Consider the following 18,589-nt stretch of genomic DNA (forward strand, 5'->3'; position numbering starts at 1 on the left):
ACCAGGAGCGCAAACACAAGGGCCGTGTCCCCCTCGGCGGGGGACACGGCCCTTGGGGTACCGGCGAACGCTCAGTTGCTGCGGATCACGATCGTGCCGCAGACCTTGTCGGCGAACGTCTGGCGCTTGGCGTCCCACGCCGGCCACAGCCAGCCCAGGTAGCAGGCGAGGCTGTCCAGGATGTGCGCGATACGGCGCACGAAGGCCATGCCGACGCCGATCGGCTGGCCGGTGGCCTCCTTGACCAGGCGGATGCCCAGCGCCTTCTTGCCGATGGTCTGGCCGGTGCGGCCCTCCATGATCAGCTGCCAGATCGCGAGGCCGAGGATCGCCAGGCCGCCGATGATCCCCAGCACCGCGGCCTTGCTGCTGAAGAGCACCAGGATGTACGGCACCAGGAAGACCAGGCCGTCGACGATCGTGCCGCCGAAGCGCTGGCCCCAGTTCGCGTACGGCGGCGTCGCGCCGTAACCCTGCTGCGGGTAGCCGTAACCGCCCTGCTGCGGGTAGCCCGGCTGCTGGGGGTAGCCGTAGCCCTGCTGCGGGGGGACGCCCTGCGGGGCCTGCTGGTAGCCGGGCTGCTGCGGGTAGCCGTAGCCGGGCTGGCCCTGCTGCGGGTCCTGCGGCTGACCGTAGGGGTTGTTGGGCGCGCCGAAACTCATGACGGGTTTCCTCCGTTTGACCTGCGGGGACGACGCGGACAAGGACGGAGGTACGTCATGAACTGAGCGGTTTTGCCCCCCACCGGACCGCGATACTGCGCCGTTCATCGTTAAGTACGGGCGAGTTGTTGTCCAGTCCGATTCGCGATGTGTTGTGCAAGTGCAACATCATTGATCATGACCGCACACCCGACTGGAACCGGGGGACCGGCATCCGCGAGGATGGACCCATGACCGCCCAGATTCTCGATGGCAAGGCCACCGCAGCCGCGATCAAGTCCGATCTGACCGCCCGCGTGGCGGCGCTGAGGGAGAAGGGCGTCACGCCCGGCCTCGGCACGATCCTCGTCGGGGACGACCCCGGCAGCCAGAAGTACGTCGCCGGCAAGCACCGCGACTGCGCGCAGGTCGGCATCGCCTCCATCCAGCGCGAACTCCCGGCCACCGCGACCCAGGAGGAGATCGAGGCGGTCGTCCGCGAGCTCAACGACGACCCCGCCTGCACCGGCTACATCGTCCAGCTGCCGCTGCCCAAGGGCATCGACGAGAACCGCATCCTGGAACTGATGGACCCGCACAAGGACGCGGACGGCCTGCACCCGATGAACCTCGGCCGGCTGGTGCTCGGCGAGCCCGCGCCGCTGCCCTGCACCCCCAACGGCGTGCTCACCCTGCTGCGCCGGTACGGCGTCGAGATCAAGGGCGCCGAGGTCGTGGTCGTCGGCCGCGGCGTGACCATCGGCCGCCCGATGCCGCTGCTGCTCACCCGGCGCAGCGAGAACGCCACGGTGACCCAGTGCCACACCGGCACCCGGGACCTCGCGTCGCACCTGAAGCGCGCCGACATCATCATCGCCGCCGCCGGCTCCCCGCACCTGATCCGCCCCGAGGACGTCAAGCCGGGCGCCGCCGTCCTCGACGTCGGTGTCTCCCGCAACGCCGACGGCAAGATCGTCGGGGACGTGCACCCCGGGGTCGCCGAGGTCGCCGGGTGGCTCTCGCCGAACCCCGGCGGTGTCGGGCCGATGACCAGGGCGCAGCTGCTCGTCAACGTGGTCGAGGCGGCGGAGCGCAGTGTCGGCTGACCGCGGTCACGAGCAGAGTGCGGGGCGCCGGGCGACCCGGCGCTTCCCGCTGTTCACCCGGGACACGGCGCGCCCCGAAGGGGGCGGCAGGGCCGCGTCGGGGGATCTGCCGGCACCGGCCCGGCAGTGGCCGATGCTGGTGGTGCTGTCGACCGTCGCGGTCGGGCTGCTGCTGACCTCGCTGGACCAGTTCCGGGTCGGCGCGCTGCTGATCGGGGCGGCGCTGCTGGCCGGGGCGGTGATGCGGTGGATTCTGCCGAGCGTGGGGATGCTCGCGGTGCGGTCGCGGTTCACGGACATCGCGACGTACGGGGTGCTGGGGCTGGCGATCGTGCTGCTGGCGTTGATGGCGCAGCCGAAGCCGTGGCTGGTGATCCCGTATCTGAAGGACACGCTGCATTTCACGATGAAGAGCTGAGGGGTTCGGGTTCGCTCTCGCTTTCGGGTGTGGGTGCGTGGGGGCTGGTCGCGCAGTTCCTCCCCCAGCCTTCGGCCGGGGGTACCTGCGGCGCCCCTTCGGGGCGCTCCCGCGGCCGGCGCTGAAAAGACTCCCCCTGGCCGAAAGGCGGCCCGTCCCCTCCCCCGAGCAGGACGGACCGCTGTCGGGAATCAGCCTTCCACCGCGCGGCCGCTGTTCAACGGCTGTCCACCGGCTGTGGCAGAGAGGTGACAGTTCCGGTACGGGCCGCCCGCACTGCCACTGCCTGCGGGAACCGGCGGGCCGCCCGCCGTCGTCACCCGCTCTGAACTGGCAACGAACTGGCAACGAGGCAGGCCGTGGAGGTGCGTGATGGGCGGCTGGCAGCCGCTGCCGGAGGGGCTCCCGCCGGAGGTGCGGCACTTCGTGGAGCAGCTGCGGCTCCTCAAGGACGACACCGGCCTCAGCCTGGTCGCGCTGGGTGCCCGTACCGCGTACAGCAAGTCCTCCTGGCAGCGCTATCTCAACGCCGTGCAGCCACCGCCCCGCCAGGCCGTCGTCGCGCTGTGCCGGGTCGCGGGCCTGGCCGACACGGACGCCGAACGGCACGCCGTGCGCTGGGAGCTCGCCGTCGAGGCCTGGTCGCGCCCGGCGACCGCGCCGGACCCGGACCGGCCGCCGGGCGCGGGGGAGGCGGAGGGGTACGAGGACGATCCGACCCTCCCGTGGTGGGAACGGCCGGAACAGGACCCGGCGCCCCGCCCGCACGGCCGCCTGCTGCTGTACGCGGTCCTGCTGCTGCTCGCCCTGCTCCTCGTGGCCGTCGTCGGTGCGGTGGCTCTCGGGTGAGGTGCGCCCCCTGTGACCTGCTGTGACCTGCGAGGTCACGGCCGGATGACCGGTGTGTCGATGTGTTGACAAGTTCGCGGATATGTCACGGAGTCGACTCACAACCGGGCTAACGTGTCCATTCGGGACGAGCCGAGGGCCCGTTGGACCGTACGGCGGTCGGCGTGCAACGGTGCATGCCGGACGGGTCAGTGCTCCTGTGCGCCCCCTTCCCGGGGACTGTTCCCCGGGGCCGCCGCGTCCCGCTGGGTAGCCAGACGGGGACCGGCGCGGGGGGCACCGCGCGAGGGGAAGCGCGGGGGAAGACACGGCACCGAACCGGGGGAAGAGGACCGGGGGAAGAGGGGGGAAGCAATGCCTCGTTGGAAAGCCCTGCCGGACGAACTCGATCCGCAGGTCAAGGAGTTCGCGACCCAGCTGCGGCGGCTCGTGGACCGCAGCGGCCTGAGCGTCGCGGCGCTGTCCGACCGCACCGGCTACGCCAGGACGTCCTGGGAGCGCTATCTCGGCGGCCGCCTGCTGGCGCCGAAGGGCGCGGTCGTCGCGCTCGCCGAGGTCACCGAGACCGATCCCGTCCACCTCACGACCATGTGGGAGCTGGCCGAACGGGCCTGGAGCCGTTCGGAGATGCGCCACGACATGACCATGGAGGCGATCCGGATCTCCCAGGCGCGGGCCGCGCTGGGGGAGTTCGGGGCACCGCCCGCCACGTCCTCCTCCTCCGGCGGCGGCAAGGCGCTGCGCCGGACGGGCAGCGCGGTGGCGATGCCGGGGATCGCCGGACCGGCGGGCGTCTCGCCCACCATCCCGCCCCAGCCGACGGCACCCGACGCCAACCGCCGGGAGGGCCCGGGCTCCCGCGGCCCGACCGCGTCCCCGCCCCCGGCCCCGCCCGGCGGCGGCAGGCGGCGGCTGACGATGTTCCTCGCCGGGGTCGTCGGGGTGGTCGTGGTCGTCGCCGCGGTCCTCTTCTTCACCGGAAGCGACGGCGGCGGCAGGAAGAACCAGGGCAACGCCGCCTCGGCCACCCCGTCCACCGCCACCGGCAGCGACCTCCCGGCCGGGGTGAAGTGCGCGGGCGCCGGCTGCACCGGCAAGGACGCGGAGGCCATGGGGTGCAGCGGCGACCTCGTGACCACCGCGAAGACCGTCACGGTCGGCGCGACCACCCTGGAGGTCCGCTACAGCCGGACCTGCGGCGCCGCGTGGGGCCGTATCACCGGGGCCGCCCGGGGCGACTCGGTCCGGGTCACGGCCGGCACCACCACGGAACGCGGCGACATCACGGCCGCCGGCGACACGATCGCGTACACGCCGATGCTGGCGGTGCGGGACGCGGCGGCAGCGAAGGCCTGCGCCACGCTGGCCTCGGGGCGGACGGGGTGCACGGCGTAGGCCCGAATGTCAGGCCGTCCGGCGTTCGCGGACGAGCCCGGAGGCCGACAGCGGGGACCCGGGGGCGGCAGCCCCCGGACCTCGCACCATGCCGGCCCGCGAAGAAATCGGCGGCACACAGGAATGCCCGCCTCCTGTCTGGGCACGCGACACGTATCCCCCACGGGAGTCCGGAAACCGGTACCCCCGAGTGGCGGCCGTCCTGTCCCACCTCTCCCGGACAGGCGGCCGCCTCTTTTGTGGGGTGAGCCACACGGACCCCTCGCCCTCCGGCATCCTTGATGCGCGATAGCCTGACCGGTGGATCTCTTGATACCAAGAGATCGATCATTTGTACGTCCGCACCCCAGGGCACCCAGGGCAAGGACGCCCACCGCCAGCTGTCATACGGAGAACGCCATGACCCGCACTCCCGTGAACGTCACCGTCACCGGCGCGGCCGGCCAGATCGGTTACGCCCTGCTCTTCCGCATCGCCTCCGGCCAGCTGCTCGGCGCGGACGTGCCGGTCCGGCTCCGCCTCCTGGAGATCACCCCCGCGCTCAAGGCCGCCGAGGGCACCGCCATGGAGCTCGACGACTGCGCCTTCCCGCTCCTGCAGGGCATCGACATCTCCGACGACCCGAACGTCGCCTTCGACGGCGCCAACGTCGCCCTCCTGGTCGGCGCCCGCCCCCGCACCAAGGGCATGGAGCGCGGTGACCTCCTGGAGGCCAACGGCGGCATCTTCAAGCCGCAGGGCAAGGCCATCAACGACCACGCCGCGGACGACATCAAGGTCCTGGTCGTCGGCAACCCGGCCAACACCAACGCGCTGATCGCGCAGGCCGCCGCCCCGGACGTACCGGCCGAGCGCTTCACCGCGATGACCCGCCTCGACCACAACCGCGCGCTGACCCAGCTCGCGAAGAAGACGGGCTCCACGGTCGCCGACATCAAGCGCCTGACCATCTGGGGCAACCACTCCGCCACCCAGTACCCCGACATCTTCCACGCCACCGTCGCCGGCAAGAACGCCGCCGAGGTCGTGAACGACGAGAAGTGGCTGGCCGAGGAGTTCATCCCGACCGTCGCCAAGCGCGGCGCGGCCATCATCGAGGCCCGTGGCGCGTCCTCCGCGGCCTCCGCCGCCAACGCCGCGATCGACCACGTCCACACCTGGGTCAACGGCACCGCCGACGGCGACTGGACCTCCATGGGCATCCCGTCGGACGGCTCCTACGGCGTCCCGGAGGGCCTGATCTCCTCCTTCCCGGTCACCACCAAGGACGGCAAGTACGAGATCGTCCAGGGTCTGGAGATCAGCGACTTCTCCCGCGCCCGCATCGACGCCTCGGTGCAGGAGCTGGCGGAGGAGCGCGAGGCGGTCCGCGCCCTCGGCCTCATCTGAGCCTCCCCGCACCTCACGGGCCCCGTTCGGACTCCTCCGGAACGGGGCCCGTTCCCGTCCGCCCGGCTGCCGGGCGTCACTCCATCCCCCGCTTCCCCGGCGTCCAGAACGGCTTGGTGAGGACCGCGCGCCGGTCCCACCCCGCCTCCTGGACCAGCACCTTCCGCACCGCCTGCACGGCCCGCGCCTCCCCGGCGACATACGCCACCCCGCCGGGCTCGGGAGCGAGCCGCCGTACCGCCTCCGGCAGCGAGGTCTCGGTCCGGAGCACCCAGTCGAGGCGCTCCGCGTGGGTGAGCGGCAGCCGGTCGGCGGCCGTCTCCGTCTCGACGCAGCCGGAGACGCGGGCCTCCCCGGGCAGTGCCGCGAGCATCGCGCCGAAGGCGACCGCGGCCGTCTCGTCGCCGACGAAGACGTGGTGGGCGGCGTCCGGGCGCAGCGTGAAGGTGCCCTCCGGCCTGCGCAGCCGCACCTGCTCCCCCTTCCCGACGGTCCGGCCCCACCGGGCGCCCGGTCCGCCCTCGGAGTGGTCGAGGACGCACAGCTCGACGACGCCGGACGGGTCGTACTGCCAGACCGAGTACGTCCGCAGGGTCAGCCCGGTGACCAGGACCCGGACCTGCTGGCCGGGCCGGACGTCGAGGCCGGCGAGCTGGTCGCCGTCGATGCGCAGCCGGCGCATCCGGGCGGTGATCTGCTCGGCATCGGTGACGGTGCCGCGCAGGGTCAGCAGGTCGAGGACGGGGTTCAGGAGGGCGGGCATCGGGGGCTCCTCAACGGGCCGGGGTACGGGGGGAGTTGCTCAGGCGCCGTAGAACGCGATAGTACGCGTTCCGGGTCGGACGCGATAGTACGTGTCGGGGCGCGGTCGCCGTGACCGGCCACCACGAGCGCCGTCGCCGCGAGCACCAGCAGGGCGACGGTACGCAGGGCCGGGCCCATCCCGGAGCCGAGGTCGCCGTGCGCGGACAGGATCGTGCCGGTGACCGCGACCCCGAGGGCGGCGCCGGTCCCGCGCGCCGTGGTGCCGACCCCGCACGCCCTCGCCGTGCGCGCCGAGGTGAGTGCGGTGGTGGAGCGGGCGCGGGCGCTGTTCGCGCCGGGCCGGGACACCGATCTGCGGACCGTCTCCCGGACGTTCACGATCGTCGGCTCCGACACGATCGCCGGCACCCACGCCGCCGTCCTCTTCGCCAGGGCCGCCGCGGAGGCGCCCGGCATCCGCATCCGCTTCCTCGCCGAGGCCCATGTGGACCTGCCGTACCTGCGGCAGGGCATGGCCGACCTGGAGGTCGGGTCGATCGACACCACCGCGCCCGAGGTGCGGGTGGAGCAGCTCCACGAGGACCGCATGCTCGGCGTCGTACGGTCCGGACACCCGCTGCTGGCCGGTGAACTGACCCCCGAGCGGTACGCGACCGAGGCCGGTCACCTGAACGTCTCGCGGCGCGGCAGGCTGCACGGCCCGGTCGACGCCGCACTCGCCGAACTCGGCCTGGAACGCCGGGTGGTGGGAACAGTCGGAACCTTCCCGGCCTCCCTCTTCGTGCTGCGCGACTCCGACCTGGTCGGCCTGATCACCTCCTGGGGCGTCCCGTTGGCCACCGCCCTGCGCCTCGCCACCTTCGAGGTCCCGCTGCCCCTGCCCCCGATCCCCATCGGCCTGGCCTGGCACCCTCGCCACGACGCCGACCCGGCCCACGCCTGGCTGCGGCGCTGTGTAAGGGAGTTGACGACCGACGCCGGAACCTGACGTCCGGCGGCTCCGGAGCGGTTGCCGGCGGCGGCCCGCAGCCTTCGGGGCATGACCGCCGGCCGACTCCCTACCAGCGGTGTCTTCCGGCAATTCCGTTCCGCCGGTCACCGTCGCCCCCCTATGCTGATGGCTCGTCAACTTGACGTCCAGCACCGCATTTCACACGCATCGGGGGATGGCGTGAGCACTGCTTACGTGCCGCAACAACCGCAGCGGGCGACGCCCGAGCCGGCACCGCCCGCACAGCCGGCCGTGCCGCCGTATGCCAGCGAGGCGACCCGGCTGCTGTGCGCGGGCGCCTACCTGGACCCCGGCTACCGGGACCGGGTCATCGAGGAACTCGACCTCAACGAACAGCGGTTCGTGGCCCCCTCGCTCGGCTTCGACGCCGCCCGCGTCCTCGCCCACGCGCTGCGCGCCCGCCGCCAGGAACTGCTGTGGGCGGCCGCGATCCTGGGCCTGTGGGCGGTAGGACTGCCGCTCAGCGGCTGGCTGCTCGCCTTCTTCCTGCTGCCCGGCATCGCGCTCGCCGTCGCCCCCTGGATCCAGGGGCTCACCGTGGTGCCGCCGCTCTACCGGGCGATCGGCGCCTTCCTGGTCCGCTGGTGGGGCCGGGTCTTCTTCGCGACCGCACTGGTCCTCACCCTGGTCATCGCCTTCGGCGGCGGCTCGGACAGCGGCACCTCGTACCAGTCGTACCCGGACGACGGCTCCTACGGCTCCGGCTACTCGCACTCCACCGGCCTCGCCGGCCTGCTGGTCCCGGGCAGCGGCGACCTCGGCGGCCTCGCGAAGCCCTGGCACGCCTGGCTCGCGCTCGCCGTGCTGGCCGGCGTCGCCCTGTGCGGGCACGCCCAGCGCACCCGGTTCAGCCGGGCTCTGGCCGGCGAACTCTCCCCGCAGCGCTTCCCGGACGCGGCGAACGACCCCGCGGAGCAGACCGAGAGCGCCCGCTTCCAGCGGCTCAGGCAGCGCATCCGGACCGAACAGCACGCCCCGCTGATCATGTACAACGAGGCCGATCCGTTCTGCGGGGCCGGCACCGCCTACAGCACCTGGGTGCTCGCCGTCGAGCTGCGGCCCGACGAGCTGAAGAAGGAGCACCTGCCGCTCAGCAACCGCGCCGTCCTGGAGCGGATCCGCCCGCTGCTGGAACGGCTCCGCATCCCCGCCGAGTACGCGGGCCCCGGCGCCCGCGACCGGCTGCGCCAGCTGGAGATCGACGAGTGCGTGTTCCTGCCGGCCGAGGGGCTGCTCAGCCGGGAGCAGGCGCCCTACACCCCGCAGGCCTTCGAGGAGCACCGGGCGCGGGCCGTCGAGGAGGGCGCCGAGAAGCGCCGGCACTTCCTGCGCATCCGGGTCGACGGCTGGGAGGAGGAGCTCGTCGTCACGGTGTTCGTGCGCGTCCACACCCAGGGCCGGATGCTCGTCCTGGAGATCGCCCCGCACGTCCTCACGCCGGTCCGCGCGGACTTCAAGCAGGCCGACCGGGTCGCCCACCGGTTCCGGAACAACAACCGGCTCGGCAAGACCGCCGCCGCGCTCGTCCTGCTCCCCGGCTCCGTGGGCCGCTCGCTGGTCCAGCTCGGCCGGGGCGCGGTGTACGTCTGGCGGCTGCTGACCGGCGGGCACGCGGGCGCGCTGCCCGAGGGGCCCGCGCTGTCCGTGCGCGAGCTGGCCGCGGTGGACGTCGGCTCCCACTTCCAGGAGATGGACGTGGTCCGCTATCTGCGCAGCATCCAGGACCGGGTGGCGAACGGCGTACGGGCCGCGCTCGCCGACGCCGGGTACGAGACCGGCGAGTTCGTCCAGAAGATCGTCAATGTCAGCAACGACGTGAGCATCGGCCGGGTCGAGGGCTCCACGTTCGCGGTCGGCAGCCACGCCACCGCCGGCAGCGTCGTACAGGAGAAGGGGGCCGACACCCATGGCCGGTGACGAGCCGCAGGTCAGTTTCGGCAACGTGTCGGGAAGCACGTTCGCCATCGGCAGCCACGCGCATGCCGAGAGCCACCACCACGGTGCCGGTGCCGACCGGGCCGACGAGGAACTCCTCGCCGCGGTACGGGAGCTGCGCGCCGACCTGGAGCGGGTGCGGGGCACCGAGCAGACCGCGGCGCTGGGCGCGGCGCTCGCCGAGACCGAGGAGGAGATCACCAGCACGGGCCAGGCGGGTCCCACCCGTCGGCAACGCCTGCGCGAACTCCTCACCGACTCCCAGGCCCTCCTGAACGTCCTGGCCTCGGCGGGCGCCCTGGCCGGCCTGCTCGGAATCTGAGAGGCCGACGATGACGAACGGGGGAGCACGCCACTGGAACGAGGACGCCCAGCGCTGGGGGGAGGGATCCACCGCCCCCGCCCCGGCACCCACGCCCGCGCCCGTGGCCATACCCACACCCCCGCCCATGCCCACACCCCCGCCCCCCGCCACCACACCGCCGGTACCGGCTCCGCCCTCGGTCCCCGCCCCCGCTCCAGCGGCCGAGTGGTGGTCGGACGGGGGGAGCGGCTGGGCGTCCGGGGAGGCTGCCGCGGAGACCGTGGTCGCCTCGGGGGGTGCCGGGAGCGGTGGGGGCGGGGTCTCCCGGCCGTCCGCCGGTCAGTGGGCGCCCGCCGAGCCGCCTCGGGTGACGGCGGTGGGGGGACGGCTGCCCGGCCGTAGGACCGTGTGGTCCGTCGTCGTCGGGGCCGCCGTCGTCGGTGTGGCCGCGAGCCTGGTGCTGACGCTGGTGGTCGGCAAGGGGGACGGCCGCAAGCCCGCCACGGCCGCCGTCTCCGTCACCCCGACCCCCTCCGCCCCCCTCACCCCCACCCCCTCCGCCCCCGGTACCGGGGGCGGGGAGCCGTCCACGGACACCGGCTCCCCCGCACCGTCGGCCGGGTACCAGCTGCGCCAGGACACCGAAGGCTTCCGGGTCGCCACCCCCGAGGGGTGGACGCGGTCCGCCGTCGCCTCCTCGTACGGGTTCGACGTGGTCAACTACCGCAGCCCCGACCGCACCCACCGGCTGCAGGTCTACCAGGTCGCGGAGGCCTCCCCGGACGCCTCCTTCGAGCTCTACCTCTCCGACGAGACCCCCAAGCCGGACGGCTTCCAGGAGCTCGGCCTGACCAGCCTCGACGGTGGTCCGTTCACCGGCGCCCGACTGGAGTACGTGGCCGGCACGATCAGCGGCGAGCCGGACGTCGGCACCTGGCACGTGTACGACGAGCGGTTCGTCGCACAGGACGGCAGGGTCTACGCCATCGCCTCCTACGGCCCCGACTCCGACGGCGGAGACGACGAGCTGGCCTACCTGACGACGGCGGTGGACTGGTTCTGCCCGCCGGACACGACCTGCGACGCGGACCCGGCGGCGGACTGAGTCACGGGCCGCCGCACCGCCTCCCCGCACCGGTCACGTCGCCGTTCATTTAAATTCAGTATTCCCGGAGCGCAATCCCGCGCATATTCACAGATTCTTCAATTGTGAGCCGACGGGCATTCTATAACTTCTCTTCCGGGTGACTGAATTCCCCCGAACGCTCCAAATCCCGCCCCGTCCGACGGTCGTTAGGTGACCGTGACGCGATTGGACTGGTGCGCAGCCGAAGATCATCCGACAACTGTGCTCCGTTGGCCCGGTGGTATGGATATCACCTCATGCTCGGACCTGCTCGATGATTTCCTGAAGAGAATCAATGCGATGGAAATTGAATATCGGCGGACCATGGCAGATCTGTACGGAGCGTTCTGAGGCAGGGTGCGGAGGTATTCGATGGACGGGATTCAGCACGACTCGGGGCCGGGTCTCTATGATCACACCGGTTTCTACGACCATCCCGGTCTCTACGACCACGCCTGGGGTGCCCCGGAGCCGGACGTCGCGCCGAGCGACTGGGACCCGGTCGAGGAGCTGGCGCAGATACTGTCCGCACCGACCGGTGTGACCGCGGCCCCCACCCTGCTGGACGTGCCGGCCCAGCGCCGGGGCAGCCGTCGGCGGGTCCGCCATCGGGTCCGCCACGACTCCCACCTGCTCGACGGCGGCCGGAGCGTCACGCACATCACGCTCTTGATCGCGACGGTCTCGCTGTGCGCGGTGTCCATGCTCGCCTGGTCGCTCTGCTACTCCTACGCGCAGCTGCGCGGCATCGCCTCGTCGGTGCTCCCCGGAGGGCTGGCACAGTACTGGCCGCTGACGGTCTACGGCCCGTGGTTCGTGGCGGCGCTGTCCGTCCTGCGGGCCACCGCGCAGCGCCGGAGCGCGCGGCGGTCCTGGTGCGTCGTGCTGGCCGCCTCCGTCGTGGCCGTGGCCCTGTGTATCAGCCACTCCTCCCATGCGCTGTTGTCCTTAGTCATCTTCGGGATTCCGCCCGTCACCGCCCTGGTCTGCTTCTGGGAGCTCGTCGGCCAGATCTCGACCAAGAACGGGCCCCGGCACGCCACGCCCGCCGCGTCGGCGAGCACGACGCCCTGAGCTCGAACACGAACACGAGGGTCATCGCCCTCTCTGGATGGTTTGTGCCGTCTTGTCCGACTGTTCAGTGACGCCGCACACTTTCGACCGCTGATTGCGCATGCAATGCGAGGTCGAGGGCAGGTGCCGGCGGTCCCCGAGTGTGACCCGAACGTCACGCAGGGGCACCGAACAGGAACGGAAGGCAATACCGATCATGGCGGACAGTACGGCACGAGCGACCATCCATGCCGGAGGCGACTGGCTGGCAGCGGTCTCCGGCGCGACACGCGAGATCATCGACCCCGCGGACGGCCTGCCCTTCACCGTGGTCGCCGAGGGCGACGAGAAGGACGCCGAGGCGGCGGTGGCCGCCGCCCGGCGCGCCTTCGACACCGGCGACTGGCCCCGGACCCCCGTCGCCGAGCGCGCCGCCCTGCTCCGCCGGGTCGCCGACCTCCTCGTACGCGACCGCGAACAGCTCGGTCTCCTGGAGAGCCGGGACGCGGGCAAGACCGTGGCGGAGGGCCGCGTCGACATCGACTGCGTCGCCGACGCCTTCCGCTACTTCGCCGACCTGGTCGCCGCGGAGGGCGCGGGCCGGGTGGTGGACGCGGGCTCGGCCGACGTCCACAGCGTCGTCGTATCCGAACCGGTCGGCGTCTGCGCGTTGATCACGCCCTGGAACTACCCGCTCCTCCAGGCGAGTTGGAAGATCGCCCCGGCGCTCGCGGCCGGCAACACGTTCGTGGTCAAGCCGAGCGAGCTCACCCCGCTGACGACGGTCGCGCTGATCGGACTGCTCGCCGAGGCCGGGCTTCCCGCCGGAGTCGCCAACCTGGTCACCGGCCCCGGTCACACCGTCGGCGCCCGCCTCGCCGAGCACCCCGACGTCGACCTGGTCTCCTTCACCGGCGGTCTGGTCAGCGGCACCAAGGTCGCCCGGGCCGCCGCGCCCACCGTCAAGAAGGTCGCCCTCGAACTGGGCGGCAAGAACCCCAACGTCGTCTTCGCCGACGCCTGCGCCACGCAGGAAGGTTTCGACACCGCCGTCGACCAGGCCCTCAACGCCGCGTTCATCCACAGCGGCCAGGTCTGCTCGGCCGGCGCCCGGCTGATCGTCGAGGAGCCGGTCCGGGAGCGGTTCGTCGCCGAACTCGCCCGCCGGGCCGCCAGGATCCGGCTCGGCCGGGGCACCGCGGACGGCGTCGAGTGCGGCCCGCTCGTCTCCGAGCAGCAGCGCGCCAAGGTCGAGGCGTACGTGGCGTCGGCGCTGGCGGAGGGCGCGGTGCTGCGCGCGGGCGGCAAGCGCCCCGAACCGTCCGCCGACCGCCCGGCCACCGGTTACTTCTACGAGCCGACCGTCCTCGACCAGTGCCACCGCGAGATGCGGGTCGTGCGCGAGGAGGTCTTCGGCCCGGTCCTCACCGTCGAGACCTTCCGCACCGAGGACGAGGCGGTCGCCCTCGCCAACGACACCGAGTACGGACTCGCGGGCGCCGTCTGGAGCACGGACGCCGGGAAGGCCCGCCGGGTCGCGGGGCGGCTGCGGCACGGCACGGTGTGGATCAACGACTACCACCCCTATCTCCCGCAGGCGGAGTGGGGCGGCTTCGGAAGGAGCGGGACCGGCCGCGAGCTGGGACCCGCCGGGCTCGCCGAGTACCGCGAGACCAAGCACGTCTACCAGAACCTCGCGCCGAGGCCGGTGCGCTGGTTCGCCGGCTGAGCCCTCCCGACCGCCGTACGCCAGAAGCCTCGCAGTGAGCCAGTGAGCCAGTGAGCCAGTGAGCCAGTGAGCCAGTGAGCCAGTGAGCCAGTGAGCCTGTAAGCCCTTTGGAGCACCCCCCATGTCCCACCACACCTACGACTACGTCGTCATCGGCGGCGGAACCGCCGGTTCCGTCATAGCCTCCCGCCTCACCGAGAACCCGGACGTCACCGTCGCCGTCATCGAGGGCGGCCCCAGCGACGTCGGCCGCGACGACGTCCTCACCCTGCGCCGCTGGATGGGCCTGCTCGGCGGCGAGCTGGACTACGACTACCCGACCACCGAGCAGCCGCGCGGCAACTCCCACATCCGGCACAGCCGAGCCCGGGTGCTGGGCGGCTGTTCCAGCCACAACACCCTCATCTCCTTCAAGCCGCTGCCCTCCGACTGGGACGAGTGGGAGGCGGCGGGAGCCAAGGGGTGGGGCGCGGTGCCGATGGAGGCCTACTACGCCCGCCTCCTCAACAACATCGTCCCGGTCGACGAGAAGGACCGGAACGCCATCGCCCGCGACTTCGTCGACGCGGCCCAGGAGGCGCTGGGCGTCCCGCGCGTGGAGGGGTTCAACCGGCGGCCGTTCACCGAGGGCGTCGGCTTCTTCGACCTCGCCTACCACCCAGAGACCAACAAGCGGTCGAGCGCGTCGGTGGCCTACCTCCACCCGGTGCTGGACGAGCGCCCCAACCTGCACGTCCTCCTCGAGACCTGGGCGTACCGGCTGGAGCTGGACGGCACCCGTGCCGAGGGTGTGCACGTCCGCACCAAGGACGGCGAGGACCTGCTGATACGGGCCCGCAACGAGGTCGTCCTGTGCGCGGGTGCCGTCGACTCCCCGCGCCTGCTGCTCCATTCGGGCATAGGCCCGGCGGCGGACCTCGAAGCCCTCGGCATCCCGGTCGCGCACGACCTCCCGGGCGTCGGCGAGAACCTCCTCGACCATCCCGAGTCGGTGATCGTCTGGGAGACGAACGGCCCGATCCCGGAGAACTCCGCGATGGACTCCGACGCGGGCCTGTTCGTCCGCCGCGACCCCGAACAGGCGGGTCCGGACCTGATGTTCCACTTCTACCAGGTCCCGTTCACGGACAACCCCGAGCGCCTGGGCTACGAACGCCCCGCGCACGGCGTCTCGATGACCCCGAACATCCCCAAGCCCCGCAGCCGCGGCCGTCTCTACCTGACCAGCGCCGACCCGTCCGTGAAGCCCGCCCTCGACTTCCGCTACTTCACCGACGAGGACGACTACGACGGCCGCACCCTCGTCGACGGCATCCGCCTCGCCCGCGAGATCGCGAAGACCGAGCCGCTGGCGGGCTGGCTGAAGCGCGAGGTGTGCCCCGGCCCGGAGATCCTCGGCGACGCCGAGCTCAGCGAGTACGCCCGCAAGGTCGCGCACACGGTCTACCACCCGGCGGGCACCTGCAAGATGGGCGCGACCGACGATCAACTGGCGGTCGTCGACCCCGAGTTGCGGATCCGTGGCCTGGACGGCATCCGCATCGCCGACGCCTCCGTCTTCCCGGCCATGCCGGCCGTGAACCCGATGATCGGAGTGCTGATGGTCGGCGAGAAGGCCGTGGACCTCCTGAAGGGCGGTGCGTGATGAGTGGTACGACCCCTGTCTTCTCCGTCGAGGGCCTGTGGAAGGTCTTCGGCCCCAAGGCCGACCGCGTCCCGGCGGACCCCGGGCTGACCGGCCTCGCACCCGCCGACCTGCGCGCCCGCACCGGGTGCACGGCCGCGGTCCGCGATGTCTCCTTCGACGTGCGCAAGGGCGAGGTCTTCGTGGTGATGGGCCTGTCCGGCTCCGGGAAGTCCACCCTGGTCCGCTGCCTGACCCGGCTCATCGAGCCGACGGCCGGCCGGATCGCCATCGACGGCGAGGACGTCCGCGCGATGGACAGGGGCCGGCTGCGGGAACTGCGCCGGCACCGGGCCGCGATGGTCTTCCAGCACTTCGGGCTCCTCCCGCACCGGTCCGTCCTCGACAACGTGGCGTACGGCCTGGAGATCCAGGGCGTCGGCAGGTCCGAGCGGCGTGCGCGGGCGGCCGAGGTCGTGGCCAAGGTCGGCCTGGAGGGCATGGAGCAGCGCCGCCCCGGCCAGCTGTCCGGCGGCCAGCGCCAACGGGTCGGCCTCGCGAGGGCGTTGGCGGTCGATCCCGAGGTGCTCCTCTTCGACGAGCCGTTCAGCGCGCTCGATCCGCTGATCCGGCGGGACATGCAGGAGGAGGTGGTCCGCCTGCACCGTGAGGAGGGCCGCACGATGGTCTTCATCACCCACGACCTGTCGGAGGCGCTCAAGCTCGGCGACCGCATCGCCCTGATGCGGGACGGCAGGGTGGTCCAGCTGGGTACCCCGGAGGAGATCGTCGGCAACCCGGCCGACGACTACGTCCGGGAGTTCGTCCGGGACGTGCCGCGCGAGCAGGTGATGACGGTTCGCTCCGCGATGAGGCCGACGGAGGACGGGGAGGCCTTGACGGGACCTGCGGTCAGCCCGGTCGCAACGGTTGCCGAGGCGATCGAGGCGGTGGCGGGGGCCGGCGTTCCGGCGCGCGTCGTGGACGGGGACCGGTGCGTCGGCGTGGTCGACGCGGACACGCTGCTCGGCGTCGTGGCGAAGGGGGCCGCGGCCGGTACTTCGCCTGCGGGCGGTGGCGGGCCGGTCGCGCAGTTCCCCGCGCCCCTGGGTGGGGATGGGCGGCCCCCGTTGGAGAGGCCCCCAGCCGCGGGTGCTGCCGACACTGACCCAGCCGCGGGCAGTCGTGCCGCTGGGGCGATGGGGGTCCCCCCGCTCGAGCGAAGCCGGGAGTGGGGGAGCGTGGGCGCGGCGGCACCCCGTCAGCGCGGGCAAGTGACACCCCCCGCCCCCAGCACCAACCCGGAGGGCGTCTGATGGCGACGATCAGTGTGCCCACTCCGCGAGCGATGCGCACGGTCCATCCCGCCGTACGCAAGCTCCTCGCCCTGGCCGTCGCCGCCGCGATCCTCGTTCCCCTCGCCGGCGCCCACGGGTCGTCCTGGCCCCACCACCTCACCGTCGACCTCTCCTCCCCCCTCTCCTCCGCCAGCAACTGGGTCATCGACAACCGGGACACCCACCCCCTCTTCCTCTACTTCTTCGGCTACGTCAGCAACGCCGTCGTCCTCACCGTCCGCGCCGTCTACCTCACCCTCCTCGCCGCCGGCTGGCCCGGTGTGACGGTGGTCGCCGCCGCCGTCGCCCACCGGGTCGCCGGTGTCAGGCTCGCCGTCGGTACGGGTGCCGCCTTCCTCGCCTGCGGCGTGCTCGGCATGTGGGTGCCGACGATGCAGACCCTCGCCCTGATGGTCGTGGCCGTGCTCGCGTCCGTGGCCGTGGGTTTCGTGCTCGGGCTCGGCGCCGGGCTCTCCGACCGCCTGAACCGGGCCCTGCGCCCGGTCCTGGACACCATGCAGGTGCTCCCCGCCTTCGCGTACCTCCTCCCCGTCGTCCTGGTCTTCGGCATCGGCGTCCCCGCGGCCGTCCTCGCCACCGTCGTCTACGCCGCCCCGCCCGTGGCCCGGCTCACCGCCCTCGGCCTGCGTGGCGCCGACCCCGAGGTCCTGGAGGCGGTGGAGTCGCTCGGCGCCACCCGCGCGCAGCGGCTGCTGACGGCCCGCCTCCCCCTCGCCCGCAGGGAACTCCTCCTCGGCCTCAACCAGACGATCATGATGGCGCTGTCGATGGCGGTCATCGCCTCCGTGATCGGTGCCGGCGGCCTCGGCGACCGCGTCTACCAGGCGCTCGCCTCGGTGGATGTCGGCGCGGCCCTCGCCGCCGGCATTCCGATCGTGCTCCTCGCGGTCGTCCTGGACCGCATCACCGCGGCGGCCGGCGAACGCGGCGACACCCGCAAGCCCGCCGTCGGCCTCCTGTACGGCCTCGGCGCCACCGTCGCCGTCGCGCTCGCCGCCCGCCTCCTCGGCCGCCTCGACTGGCCCACCGCCTGGACCCTGGACTTCGCCGGACCCGTCAACCGTGCCGTGGACTGGATGACCGCGCATCTGTACTCGGGTGTGCCGGTCGTGGGCGGAACCGCGGACTGGGCGGGGCACTTCACCACGTGGGTCCTCGACCCGGTCCGCTCCGGGCTGCAGTGGCTGCCCTGGTGGGCGGTGCTGTTCGTGGTCGCCGCACTGGCCTGGCTGATCGGCACCTGGCGCACCGCGCTCACCGCCGTCCTCGCGATGGCCGCGATCGGCGTGCTGGGGGTGTGGGAGCCGTCGCTGGACACGCTCTCCCAGGTCCTCGCCGCCGTCGCCGTGACGCTCGTCCTCGGCTTCGCGACCGGTGTCGCCGCCGCCCGCAGCGACCGTGTGGAGCGCGCGCTGCGTCCGGTCCTGGACGTGTTCCAGACCATGCCGCAGTTCGTGTACCTGATCCCGGTCGTCGCGCTGTTCGGTGTCGGCCGCGCGCCCGCCGTCGCCGCCGCCGTCGTCTACGCGCTGCCGGCCGTCGTACGGATCACCGCGCAGGGGCTGCGCCAGGTGGACCCGGCCGCCCTGGAGTCCGCGCGGTCGCTCGGCGCGACCGGACGTCAGCAGCTGCTGCAGGTGCAACTCCCGCTCGCACGGCCCGCGTTGCTGCTCGCCGTCAACCAGGGCGTGGTACTCGTCCTCGCCGTCGTCATCATCGGCGGGCTGGTGGGCGGTGGCGCCCTCGGGTACGACGTCGCCTTCGGCCTCGCCCAGGGCGACCTGGCGACCGGGCTGGTCGCCGGTGCCGCCATCGTCTGCCTGGGGCTGATGCTCGACCGGGTCACCCAGCCCACGGAACGCCGTACGCGGAAGGGAGCGTGACC

At 72.6% G+C, this 18,589-nt stretch carries 17 protein-coding genes; 15 read left to right on the forward strand and 2 right to left on the reverse strand.

All coding sequences use genetic code 11. The features are described from left to right. Nucleotides 1–71: 71 nt before the first annotated feature. Nucleotides 72–662: an RDD family protein gene (locus ACFY6U_RS33225; protein WP_351497969.1), complete on the reverse strand. Its 591-nt coding sequence runs from the start codon at nt 660–662 to the stop codon at nt 72–74. A 230-nt stretch (nt 663–892) separates the two neighbouring features. Here ACFY6U_RS33225 and ACFY6U_RS33230 point away from each other — a divergent pair, with 230 nt between their 5' ends. From ACFY6U_RS33230 to ACFY6U_RS33250, 5 genes are all read left to right on the forward strand, one after another. Continuing rightward, complete coding sequence (locus ACFY6U_RS33230) at nt 893–1,747, forward strand: bifunctional methylenetetrahydrofolate dehydrogenase/methenyltetrahydrofolate cyclohydrolase (protein ID WP_351497971.1); 855 nt, start codon at nt 893–895, stop codon at nt 1,745–1,747. Continuing rightward, nucleotides 1,737–2,165: a DUF3017 domain-containing protein gene (locus ACFY6U_RS33235; RefSeq protein WP_390044143.1), complete on the forward strand. Its 429-nt coding sequence runs from the start codon at nt 1,737–1,739 to the stop codon at nt 2,163–2,165. Before ACFY6U_RS33230 ends, ACFY6U_RS33235 begins: the two co-directional genes overlap by 11 nt. A 372-nt stretch (nt 2,166–2,537) precedes the next feature. Beyond that, nucleotides 2,538–3,014 carry a helix-turn-helix domain-containing protein gene (locus ACFY6U_RS33240; protein ID WP_390044145.1) on the forward strand — a complete coding sequence of 159 codons (477 nt, stop codon included), beginning with the start codon at nt 2,538–2,540 and terminating at the stop codon, nt 3,012–3,014. Nucleotides 3,015–3,368: 354 nt separating this feature from the next. Then, nucleotides 3,369–4,409 (forward strand): DUF2690 domain-containing protein, encoded by a 1,041-nt coding sequence (locus ACFY6U_RS33245; RefSeq protein ID WP_390044147.1) that lies wholly within the window; start codon nt 3,369–3,371, stop codon nt 4,407–4,409. Nucleotides 4,410–4,808: 399 nt separating this feature from the next. Further along, entirely contained in the window at nt 4,809–5,798 is a 990-nt protein-coding gene (locus ACFY6U_RS33250) for a malate dehydrogenase (protein ID WP_133028872.1), read from the forward strand. Nucleotides 5,799–5,874: 76 nt separating this feature from the next. On the opposite strand, the gene ACFY6U_RS33255 is transcribed toward ACFY6U_RS33250, so the two are convergent. Beyond that, nucleotides 5,875–6,561: a siderophore-interacting protein gene (locus tag ACFY6U_RS33255; protein WP_390044149.1), complete on the reverse strand. Its 687-nt coding sequence runs from the start codon at nt 6,559–6,561 to the stop codon at nt 5,875–5,877. 219 nt (nt 6,562–6,780) lie between these two features. Between ACFY6U_RS33255 and ACFY6U_RS33260 the strand changes: the two genes are divergently transcribed. The 10 genes from ACFY6U_RS33260 to ACFY6U_RS33305 all read left to right on the forward strand — a co-directional run bounded on the left by ACFY6U_RS33260 (nt 6,781) and on the right by ACFY6U_RS33305 (nt 18,587). Then, nucleotides 6,781–7,551, forward strand: coding sequence for a LysR substrate-binding domain-containing protein (locus ACFY6U_RS33260; protein WP_390044151.1), 771 nt, complete (start codon nt 6,781–6,783; stop codon nt 7,549–7,551). Between the two features lie 183 nt (nt 7,552–7,734). Further along, entirely contained in the window at nt 7,735–9,492 is a 1,758-nt protein-coding gene (locus ACFY6U_RS33265) for a hypothetical protein (RefSeq protein ID WP_390044153.1), read from the forward strand. Beyond that, entirely contained in the window at nt 9,482–9,832 is a 351-nt protein-coding gene (locus tag ACFY6U_RS33270; RefSeq protein WP_390044155.1) for a hypothetical protein, read from the forward strand. Before ACFY6U_RS33265 ends, ACFY6U_RS33270 begins: the two co-directional genes overlap by 11 nt. A 127-nt stretch (nt 9,833–9,959) precedes the next feature. Next, complete coding sequence (locus ACFY6U_RS33275) at nt 9,960–10,919, forward strand: hypothetical protein (RefSeq protein WP_390044157.1); 960 nt, start codon at nt 9,960–9,962, stop codon at nt 10,917–10,919. A gap of 192 nt (nt 10,920–11,111) precedes the next feature. Continuing rightward, the gene (locus ACFY6U_RS33280; RefSeq protein ID WP_390044159.1) at nt 11,112–11,291 is read left to right on the forward strand and encodes a hypothetical protein; all 180 of its coding nucleotides are present in this window, start codon (nt 11,112–11,114) and stop codon (nt 11,289–11,291) included. 21 nt (nt 11,292–11,312) lie between these two features. Next, complete coding sequence (locus ACFY6U_RS33285) at nt 11,313–12,014, forward strand: DUF2637 domain-containing protein (RefSeq protein WP_390044161.1); 702 nt, start codon at nt 11,313–11,315, stop codon at nt 12,012–12,014. A 196-nt stretch (nt 12,015–12,210) separates the two neighbouring features. Continuing rightward, entirely contained in the window at nt 12,211–13,722 is a 1,512-nt protein-coding gene (locus ACFY6U_RS33290; RefSeq protein WP_351497995.1) for an aldehyde dehydrogenase family protein, read from the forward strand. Nucleotides 13,723–13,843: 121 nt separating this feature from the next. Further along, complete coding sequence (locus tag ACFY6U_RS33295; RefSeq protein ID WP_390044163.1) at nt 13,844–15,367, forward strand: GMC family oxidoreductase; 1,524 nt, start codon at nt 13,844–13,846, stop codon at nt 15,365–15,367. Next, nucleotides 15,367–16,662 (forward strand): betaine/proline/choline family ABC transporter ATP-binding protein, encoded by a 1,296-nt coding sequence (locus ACFY6U_RS33300; RefSeq protein WP_390044165.1) that lies wholly within the window; start codon nt 15,367–15,369, stop codon nt 16,660–16,662. Before ACFY6U_RS33295 ends, ACFY6U_RS33300 begins: the two co-directional genes overlap by 1 nt. Then, complete coding sequence (locus ACFY6U_RS33305; protein ID WP_390044167.1) at nt 16,662–18,587, forward strand: ABC transporter permease; 1,926 nt, start codon at nt 16,662–16,664, stop codon at nt 18,585–18,587. Before ACFY6U_RS33300 ends, ACFY6U_RS33305 begins: the two co-directional genes overlap by 1 nt. The last annotated feature ends 2 nt before the right edge of the window (nt 18,588–18,589 follow it).

Source organism: Streptomyces sp. NPDC013157 (genome assembly GCF_042899865.1).
Lineage (GTDB): Bacteria > Actinomycetota > Actinomycetes > Streptomycetales > Streptomycetaceae > Streptomyces.